3 protein-coding genes, 2 tRNA genes and 1 pseudogene are annotated in these 2,733 nt (G+C 67.7%); 1 reads left to right on the forward strand and 5 read right to left on the reverse strand.

Translation table 11 applies throughout. From position 1 onward, the window contains the following. From HC022_RS23400 to HC022_RS23415, 4 genes and pseudogenes are all read right to left on the reverse strand, one after another. Positions 1-376, reverse strand: a pseudogene (locus HC022_RS23400) (MotA/TolQ/ExbB proton channel family protein); the annotation flags it as partial. Beyond that, complete coding sequence (locus tag HC022_RS23405; protein ID WP_167454007.1) at positions 373-816, reverse strand: hypothetical protein; 444 nt, start codon at positions 814-816, stop codon at positions 373-375. The pseudogene HC022_RS23400 and the gene HC022_RS23405, both read right to left, overlap by 4 nt. Before the next feature lie 328 nt (positions 817-1,144). Beyond that, positions 1,145-1,219: transfer RNA gene (locus HC022_RS23410), tRNA-Gly, on the reverse strand. A 37-nt stretch (positions 1,220-1,256) separates the two neighbouring features. Next, positions 1,257-1,331, reverse strand: a tRNA-Gly gene (locus HC022_RS23415). A 175-nt stretch (positions 1,332-1,506) separates the two neighbouring features. On the opposite strand from HC022_RS23415, the gene HC022_RS23420 reads away from it, so the two are divergent. Further along, the gene (locus HC022_RS23420; RefSeq protein ID WP_167454008.1) at positions 1,507-2,031 is read left to right on the forward strand and encodes a DUF4405 domain-containing protein; all 525 of its coding nucleotides are present in this window, start codon (positions 1,507-1,509) and stop codon (positions 2,029-2,031) included. A gap of 16 nt (positions 2,032-2,047) precedes the next feature. On the opposite strand, the gene HC022_RS23425 is transcribed toward HC022_RS23420, so the two are convergent. Beyond that, entirely contained in the window at positions 2,048-2,449 is a 402-nt protein-coding gene (locus tag HC022_RS23425; RefSeq protein ID WP_089961712.1) for a rhodanese-like domain-containing protein, read from the reverse strand. Positions 2,450-2,733: the final 284 nt, after the last annotated feature.

Consider the following 2,733-nt stretch of genomic DNA (forward strand, 5'->3'; position numbering starts at 1 on the left):
AGAGACCCAGCAGCGGCGACAGCTGCGCCACCGAATCGAGGAAGCGGAAGCCGCTCTCGAGCCGGGCGAAACGAGTCTCGGCCTCGGCCTCGAGCCGGCCCGCGTCGCAGCGCCCGGTGAAGGCCAGCGCGATCACCGGCTTGAGGTAGCTCCTGGAATGCGCGAGCTCGCCCGCGGCGGTGCCACGGTCGCCCTTGTCCCAGGCCTCGACCGCGAGACGCAGCGCCTTGTGACGCCCGACGCCGGCCGCCTGGAACTGCCAGAGCTTGTAGAGCACCACAGCCAGCGTCAGCACCGACAGCACGATGAGCAGCAGCACGACCGGGCCGCCAAGATCCGCGATGCGGATCACGAGGGATTTGAGGCTGTCGATCATCCCAGCATCTCCACGTCGGTGCGGCTGCTCAGGGTCAGGCCGCGGGTACAGACATCGGCGCCGAGTTCCCCCGCCTCGCAGGTGCTCGCACCGTTGATGAGGATCTGACCGAGCGCGTCGCATTGCGCGCCGGGTACCACGAACTGGCGCAGCCGCGGCTTGCCCGCGGGCAGGGTGCCGAAATCGAAGAGTGTCAGCCGCTCGACCTGACCGTTGCCGTCGAAGAGGACGGTCTCGTAGACCGCCTTGGCGATGTCGCCACCGGCGCCGTTCCTGGCAAGGAAGCTGAGCTTGCAGCCGGCCTCGACCTGCTCCTGGGCGTTGAGTTCAATGGTCAGCGAGCCCGTCTCGGCATCCTGCGCAGAGAGAGCAGCCGGCAGCAGCGCCAGCGCTGCGACAAGCAGGGCGGACAGGGAAGGGCGGGGGATGGCACGGGGCACCGTCACCTCCTTGGAAGGGTGGTAAATGACATGATCCGCTGGCAGTGCCCCGCGGGCAATTCGCTGGCAGGACAGGACGAACGCCGAAAGAGTCACCACAGCGGGCGGAAAAGTGCAATACCTTATAAACTTGCTCAAGTATTCCGCCCCGAAGGGGGCCTCGCGACGATGGCACATTGCCCGAGGGGAAGGCACGCGAAAACACCCCGCGACCGTTGTCATGGGGTGACGCCTGGAAACGGCCCGAAGGCCCGCGCCGGTCCCGACCCGTCTGGTGGTCCGGTCCCGTATCGGGTGATGATGTCTGCTGACCGGAAAACCGGCAAATTGGAGCGGGCGATGAGATTCGAACTCACGACCCTTACCTTGGCAAGGTAATGCTCTACCCCTGAGCTACGCCCGCATCCGTTTGCGACGGCACTGCCGTCGAAGGGTCCATCTGGAGCGGGCGATGAGATTCGAACTCACGACCCTTACCTTGGCAAGGTAATGCTCTACCCCTGAGCTACGCCCGCGTCCTTGATGGTGGAGGCGATTTAGAGTCTCCCGCGCCGGTCTGCAAGGGGAAAATCTCACCTTTCTGCGAATTCTTTCGACGGGGCCGGACTGACACCGCGTTCAAGTCCATGAGAGCGCCGCCCGGGCACCGATGCGGGGCGACGCGACCTTCAAGAAAGCCAGGTGTTTGCCATGCCATCCGTTCTCAACCGTTACGCCACCCCGCTGCTGACGGGGATCTTCCTCGTGTCCCTCGTCTCGGGGATCGCGCTTTTCTTCCACTGGAATCCGACGTGGTTCCACGCGATGCACGAATGGCTGAGCCTGCTGCTCATCCTGCCCTTCGCGCTGCACCTGTGGAAAAACTGGCGGCCGCTGTGCTGCTATCTGCGCCGCCCGGCCTTCGCCATCGCCATGCTGGCCTCGCTCGCCGCGGCGCTGCTCTTCGTGCTGCCGCTCGGCGGGCTCGCCGGCAGCGCCGGCACCGCGGGGCAGGGCGGCCGCCCGGCGCAGTTCGCCGTCGCCGGCCTGATGATCGAAGGCACGGTGGACAGCGTCGCCGCGGTGCTGGGCGAAACGCCGGACCAGCTGATGCAGGCGCTCGAAGGGGCGGGAATCGTCGCCGGAGACCCGCACCAGAGCCTCTCCGACCTCGCCTCCGCCTCCGGCATCGACGAGCGCACGCTCTACGCCGTGCTGGCGGCGCAGGCCCGCTAGGGCCGCAGTCGCAAACTCAGTCCCGGGGTGGCAGCTGCTCGACGGCGCCGCCCTGGGCCACCCAGTCGGTGAAGCCGTCGCGGAGGTGGGCCGCCTCGAAGCCCATCTCCTGCAGCGCCGCCACCGTCAGCGCCGAGCGCCAGCCGCTGGCGCAATGGAACAGGTAGCGCTTGCCCTCCTGGGCGAAGACCGGCTTGTGATAGGGGCTGTCGGGATCGACCCAGAACTCGATCATGCCGCGCGGCGCGTGCACCGAGCCGGGAATCACGCCGCTGCGCTGGCGCTCGCGGATGTCGCGGATGTCGACGATCACCAGATCCGGATCCCCGAGCGCCGCGATCGCCTCCGCGGTTCCGACCTCGGAAATGCGCGCCCGCGCTTCCGCCACAAGCTGCGCCGCCGTCTTCTTCAGTGCCATGCTCTCCTCCTCCGGGCGAGGCTTCGCCCTTCATCTTGCCGGATAAACTCCGGGGGGATTCCGGACGCATGTCTGGAATGGGGGCAGAGCCCCCTGCTTCCGCTCCGCAAGCGAGACCCGCAGGACAGGCCGAAGACCCGCAACGCCTCCCTGCGCGCCAATAGCAATACCGAAGCCGCGAAACCCCGCCCGATCAGGACCGGCCCCCGACACTCCGGCCCGCGACGCTCCCGACGAGCGGGCGGGACCGGCAGCGCCGCCCCGCCCGCAGGCGCTCATTCCAG

The sequence above is a fragment of the Salipiger sp. HF18 genome (assembly GCF_011806505.1).
In the GTDB taxonomy this organism is placed as follows: domain Bacteria; phylum Pseudomonadota; class Alphaproteobacteria; order Rhodobacterales; family Rhodobacteraceae; genus Salipiger; species Salipiger thiooxidans.

Bases quoted from the DNA above. Each gene is read 5' to 3' on its own strand.
- HC022_RS23420 (WP_167454008.1), top strand. From the start codon at position 1,507: ATGCCATCCGTTCTCAACCGTTACGCCACCCCGCTGCTGACGGGGATC.
- HC022_RS23425 (WP_089961712.1), bottom strand. From the start codon at position 2,449: ATGGCACTGAAGAAGACGGCGGCGCAGCTTGTGGCGGAAGCGCGGGCG.